Here is a 5,225-nt window from a genome sequence, read left to right as displayed (position 1 = left end):
CTCGTAGGTCCCCGCCGGCAGGTCGGCGTGCGCTTGGCGCGAATGCGTCCCCTGCGCCCCGCGGATGGGAATCCAGTCACCCTTGGCCATCTCAGCCCTCGTCCCTGTAGAGGCTCACCAGCAGCGGTTCGCCTTCGGCGATGCGGGCGCGGTACATGCCCTTGGTATTGAAGCTCCAGGCCATCTGGCCGTCCGGAGCCAAGGCGATGACGCCGCCCTCCCCGCCCAGCGCCGTCAGGTCGCCTTGGACCACCTGGTCGACGGCGGCCTGCAGCCCCATCCGTTTGTACTCCACCAGCGCGCAGATGCGCTGGGCGACGCCGAGGCGGATGAAGTACTCGCCCTCGCCGGTGCAGGAGACCGCGCAGCCCCGGTCAGAGGCGTAGGTCCCCGCGCCGATCAGCGGGCTGTCGCCCACCCGGCCCCAGCGTTTGGCCGTCGTCCCGCCCGTGGACGTCCCGGCGGCGACATGACCGGCCTGGTCCAGGGCGACGACGCCCACGGTCCCATGCTTGCCCTCGTCGTGCGCCAGGGCTGCGCGACCCTCGTCGGCCTCCGGGGGGCCGAACGGCCGGGGCGGGATCGGCAGGCCCAGCTTCGACAGTGTCCGCTCCAGGCTGCGCCAACGCTCTTCGGTGAAGAAATAGCTCGGGTCGACCTGCTCCAAGCCCCGGCTGCGGGCGAAGGCTTCGGCGCCCTCGCCGCCCAGGAGGACGTGGCCCGAGCCGTCGATCACCGCCCGCGCGGCCGAGATCGGATGGCGGGTGGTGGAAAGCCCCGCTACGGCCCCTGCCGCCAGATCCGCGCCGTCCATGATCGAGGCGTCCAGTTCTACGCGCCCCTGGGCGGTGAACACCGCGCCGCGGCCGGCGTTGAACAGGGGATCGTCCTCCAGCAGGCAGATCGCAGTCTCGATCGCATCCATCGCCGAGCCGCCGGCGGCGAGCACCTCACTGCCGGCCCGCGCGACGGTGGAGAGCGCGCCGCGATAGGCGGCGTCCTGCTCGGACGACAGCAGCCCGCGCGCGACGGCGCCCGCGCCACCGTGCGCCACCAGCGCCCACTTCGGCCGGTATCGCTCCGCCATCCCCAGGTCCTTCGGTCAGTCCTTCGCCGGCAGCACGCCCCGGCGCATCTGGTCCAGCTCGATCGACTCGAACAGGGCCTTGAAGTTGCCCTCCCCGAAGCCCTCGTTGCCCTTGCGTTGGATCAGTTCGAAGAAGATCGGGCCGACCATGTTCTCGGTGAAGATCTGCAGCAAGAGCCCCTGCCCCTCGCTGGGCGCGCCGTCGATCAGGATGCGGTCCGCCCGCAGGCGGTTCACATTCTCGCCGTGACCGGGCAGCCGCGCGTCGATGCCGTCGAAGTAGGTGTCGATGGTGTCCTGAAACGTCACGCCGCGGTCGCGCATGGTTTCCACCGACTCGTAGATGTCCCCGGCGCCCAGGGCGATGTGCTGGATGCCCTCGCCCTTGTAGTCCTTCAGGAACTCTTCGATCTGCGAGTGCTCGTCCCGGCTCTCATTCAACGGGATGCGGATCTTACCGTCCGGGCTGGTCATCGCCTTGGAGACCAGTCCAGTCTGCTTTCCTTCGATGTCGAAGTATCGGATCTCGCGGAAGTTGAAGATGCGCTCATAGAACTCCGCCCACTTGGTCATCTGGCCGCGGTGGACGTTGTGGGTCAGGTGGTCGAGGTAGGTCAGGCCCACTTCGTTTCGCGCGCGCGCGTCCTCCGCCCCCGGGATGGGCGTGAAGTCCACGTCGTAGATTTCCTGCGCGCCATAGCGGTCGACCAGGTAGAGGTTGGACCCGCCGATGCCCTCGATGGCCGGGATATTCAGCTCCATGGGCCCCACCGGACCTCGCACCTGCTGCGCGCCGCGCTCGACGGCCAGCTTCAGCGCCTTGGCCGCGTCGCGGACGCGGAAGGCCATGGCGTTGGCCGAGGGACCGTGCGCCTCGCGGAACGCCGCGGCCTGACCGGAAGGCTCCATGTTCAGGATGAAGTTGATGTCGCCCTGGCGGAAGCGCAGCACGTTCTTCGAGCGGTGCCGGGACACCGCTGTGAAGCCCATCTTCTCGAACAGATCCTTCAGCCGCTCGGGCTCGGGGGACGTGAACTCGACGAACTCGAACCCATCGGTGCCGAGGGGGTTGTCGAACAGGTCGCGTGCGGGAGTCGAAGCCTGGGCGTTCATCGGGGTCTCCTGTCCTTGTCCACTTAGTATCATTTGCAACGACTTTGCGGAAGCGCGAAGACAACCGGCGCAGGGCTTGCTAGGCGGAACGCCAGAATCCCTCCCCTGGATCGCGCATGTTCAGAAAAATGTACGGGTGGGTGATGCGGCTTGCGGGCTCGCGTCACGCACCGGCCTCGCTCGCGGTGATCTCGTTCGCGGAGAGCTCGTTCTTCCCGATCCCTCCCGACGTGATGCTGGGGCCGATGGTCCTGGCGCGTCGCGACAAGGCGTTTGTCTATGCGGGCATCTGCACGATCGCCTCGGTGTTTGGCGGACTGCTAGGATACGCTATCGGGGTGTGGCTGGAGCCGCTCGGGCAGGCCATCCTGCGCATTTTCGGCCACCCGGAAGGGCAAGCCGAGTTCCAGAAGTGGTTCGACCAGTGGGGACTGGCCGTGATCCTCATCAAAGGCGCGACACCGATCCCCTATAAGCTCGTCACCATCACCGCGGGACTTGCCCGGTTCGACCTCTTCACCTTCGTCTGGGCCTCCGTGCTGACCCGCGGATTCCGCTTCTTCGCCGTCGCGGCGGTGCTGAAGTACTTTGGGCCCGCTATGCTGGAGGAGTTCGAGCGGCGGCTGAACCTGTACAGCGTGCTGCTGCTGGTGCTGATCGTCGGCGGGATCGTGGCGCTCAAGGTCTTTTTCTAACCGCCGCGATTGGTCCATAAGGCGGGCCGATGACCAACCTGCTCCACCCTTTCCTCGAGCGCTGGCGGCTGTGCGCGGTGGTCGTCGCCGTCGCCATGCTGGCTACGGCGCACGCCTTCGAAAGGTTCGGAGGCTACGCGCCCTGCATGCTCTGCCTGCGCCAGCGGGAGGTGTATTGGGCGATCCTGGCGCTAGGCCTGGCGTTCATGATCCTGGTGCGAATGCCGGGCGGGCCGCGCTGGCGGGCGGCGACGTGCTGGGTCCTGGCGCTTGGCTTCGCGGCGAGCTGCGGGGTCGCGGTCTACCATGCCGGCGCGGAGTGGAAGTTCTGGCCCGGGCCGCAGACCTGTTCCGGTGTCGGCACGTTCAGCATCGAGGACATGCGCGCGATGCTGAACGGCGCGACCTACAAGCCGCCCTCCTGTGAGGACGCCGCCTGGCGGCTGGCGGGCCTCTCGATGGCCGGCTGGAACGCCCTGATCTCGCTAGGACTCGCGGGGGTAAGCGTCCTGGCCGCCATCCGGGAGCACGGGAAACGATGAGCGCCAAGCCGATCCCCCCGAAGCCGATCCCGCAAAAGCCTGGCCGCGGCGCCGGCCCCGCCCGCCTCGCCGAAATATTGCGCGTCGACCACGCCGGCGAGCTGGCGGCCGTGCAGATCTACCGCGGCCAACAGGTGGTGATGGGCCGGAGCCCGGCCGCGCGCCATTTCGCCGAGATGGAACGCCAGGAGGCCGTACACCTGGCGCGTTTCGACCACCTGCTGACCGAGCGGCGGGTGCGGCCTACCGCGCTCGCCCCGGTCTGGCGGCTGGCCGGCTTCGCGCTCGGCGCCGGAACCGCCCTCTTGGGAGAGAAGGCCGCGCACGCCTGCACCGAGGCGGTCGAAACCGTGATCGAGGAGCACTACGCGGGCCAGATCGCCGAACTCGCCGAGCGCGATCCCGACCTGGCGGCGGAGCTGGCGAAGTTCCGCGACGAGGAACTGGCCCACCGCGACCTGGCCATCGAGGAAGGCGCCCGCGAGGCGCCGGGCCACCGCCTGCTGAGCGCCGTCATCACCGCCGGGTGCCGCGCGGCGATCAAGCTCAGCGAGAAGATCTAGCGGCGAATCGCGCCGCATCGGGCTCCAGCGGCAGATCCAGGCCGTTCGCGACGTAGGCCACCATGCGGTAGAAGCCGCACAGCAGCAGCACCTCCAGCACTTGGTCCGTATTGTAGTGGGCGCTGAGCGCGGCGAACTCTGCGTCGCTCAGGGTCGCACGTGCGTGCAGCGCCTCGACGGCGATGAGCAGCGCGCGTTCGGCTTCGCTCCAACCCGGCGCGGACGAGCCAGCACCCGCCGTTGCGGCGACCTCTTCGGGCGTGAGGCCGGCGGGGCCGGCGAAGATCGCGATGTGCACACCCCACTCGTACTCGCAACCGGCGAGCGCACAGGTACGGTCGATCACCAGCTCGCGCTGCCTCAGGCTAAGCGGGCCACGGTCGAGCAGGGAGCCGGCGCAGAACTTGGTCCACGCCCGCGCGCTGGCCGCGAGGGTGCGGAAGAGCATGAGCGGCGGCGCACCGCGCATGATGGCGTCGAAGCTGGACTGCACATCCGGCGGATAGGGTGGCTCCATCGGGGCGATCCTTGGCACGGGCCCGACTCCTGCTACAGTTTCGATAACATGCATGCTACATTTTCCGTAACGCCGGTCAAGGCCGATGCCTGAGCAAACCGGGGAGGAGTCGGCCGGCCGGCAGGTTCGCGGCTCGCGGACGGGCCGGCCGATCATGGCCCTGCTGGACCTCTTGGGGCGCCGCTGGACTCTGCGGATCCTCTGGGAACTGCGCGACGGGCCCCTCACTGCCCGGGCGCTGCGCGTGGCTTGCGACGAAGCTTCCCCAACCGTGCTGCAGGCGCGCCTGGCGGAATTGCGAGGGGCGCGCCTCGTGGATCACGCCGCGGGGCGCGGCTATGACGTGACGGCCCTCGGGCGGGAGCTGATCGCCGCCTTCCTGCCGCTCTACGGGTTTGCCGATCGCTGGGCGGGAGCGGACGACGCGCCTGGGGACAAGCCAGCCACGTCGGGTTGAGCGGCTCTCGGAATCACAGCCTTTAGGGACTCGCCACGGCTCAAAAGTTCTGTTTTTGTTCCGAGCAAGGAGTCGAACGATGGCGGACGGCGGAAGATACCTGGCGCGGGACTGGTCCTACGGCGAGGCGCGCCTCGGCTGGGCGACGCAAGCGCGCTCAAGCCTGTGGGCGCGATGCCGCTGTGGGCGTGAGGCGGTGGTCGATCCACGACCCTGGATCGCCCAGGGGCTGAGTCGCCAGGTCCTGCATG

The 5,225-nt window shown here is 68.7% G+C and carries 7 protein-coding genes; 4 read left to right on the top strand and 3 right to left on the bottom strand.

Translation table 11 applies throughout. From position 1 onward, the window contains the following. Nucleotides 1–91: 91 nt before the first annotated feature. Both QZV94_RS22875 and hppD read right to left on the bottom strand, forming a co-directional pair. Nucleotides 92–1,087 (bottom strand): isoaspartyl peptidase/L-asparaginase family protein, encoded by a 996-nt coding sequence (locus QZV94_RS22875; protein ID WP_293682445.1) that lies wholly within the window; start codon nt 1,085–1,087, stop codon nt 92–94. Nucleotides 1,088–1,102: 15 nt separating this feature from the next. Continuing rightward, a complete protein-coding gene (gene hppD / locus QZV94_RS22870; protein WP_293682443.1) occupies nt 1,103–2,200 on the bottom strand; it encodes a 4-hydroxyphenylpyruvate dioxygenase in 1,098 nt (365 codons plus the stop codon). A gap of 116 nt (nt 2,201–2,316) precedes the next feature. Between hppD and QZV94_RS22865 the strand changes: the two genes are divergently transcribed. From QZV94_RS22865 to QZV94_RS22855, 3 genes are read left to right on the top strand one after another with little or no spacing between them, the layout of a single operon-like run. Then, nucleotides 2,317–2,895, top strand: coding sequence for a YqaA family protein (locus QZV94_RS22865; RefSeq protein ID WP_293682441.1), 579 nt, complete (start codon nt 2,317–2,319; stop codon nt 2,893–2,895). Nucleotides 2,896–2,924: 29 nt separating this feature from the next. Continuing rightward, nucleotides 2,925–3,437 carry a disulfide bond formation protein B gene (locus tag QZV94_RS22860; protein ID WP_293682439.1) on the top strand — a complete coding sequence of 171 codons (513 nt, stop codon included), beginning with the start codon at nt 2,925–2,927 and terminating at the stop codon, nt 3,435–3,437. Beyond that, nucleotides 3,434–4,000: a demethoxyubiquinone hydroxylase family protein gene (locus QZV94_RS22855; RefSeq protein ID WP_293682437.1), complete on the top strand. Its 567-nt coding sequence runs from the start codon at nt 3,434–3,436 to the stop codon at nt 3,998–4,000. The genes QZV94_RS22860 and QZV94_RS22855 overlap by 4 nt, the downstream gene beginning before the upstream one ends. Here QZV94_RS22855 and QZV94_RS22850 read toward each other — a convergent pair. Further along, nucleotides 3,984–4,535 carry a carboxymuconolactone decarboxylase family protein gene (locus QZV94_RS22850; RefSeq protein ID WP_293682435.1) on the bottom strand — a complete coding sequence of 184 codons (552 nt, stop codon included), beginning with the start codon at nt 4,533–4,535 and terminating at the stop codon, nt 3,984–3,986. The two genes, QZV94_RS22855 and QZV94_RS22850, sit on opposite strands and share 17 nt — an antisense overlap. Nucleotides 4,536–4,602: 67 nt before the next feature. Between QZV94_RS22850 and QZV94_RS22845 the strand changes: the two genes are divergently transcribed. Beyond that, nucleotides 4,603–4,974 (top strand): helix-turn-helix domain-containing protein, encoded by a 372-nt coding sequence (locus QZV94_RS22845; protein WP_293682433.1) that lies wholly within the window; start codon nt 4,603–4,605, stop codon nt 4,972–4,974. Nucleotides 4,975–5,225: the final 251 nt, after the last annotated feature.

The sequence above is a fragment of the uncultured Phenylobacterium sp. genome (assembly GCF_902826855.1).
Taxonomy (GTDB): Bacteria; Pseudomonadota; Alphaproteobacteria; order Caulobacterales; family Caulobacteraceae; genus Phenylobacterium.
This window is presented reverse-complemented; position numbering and strand designations above follow the sequence as displayed.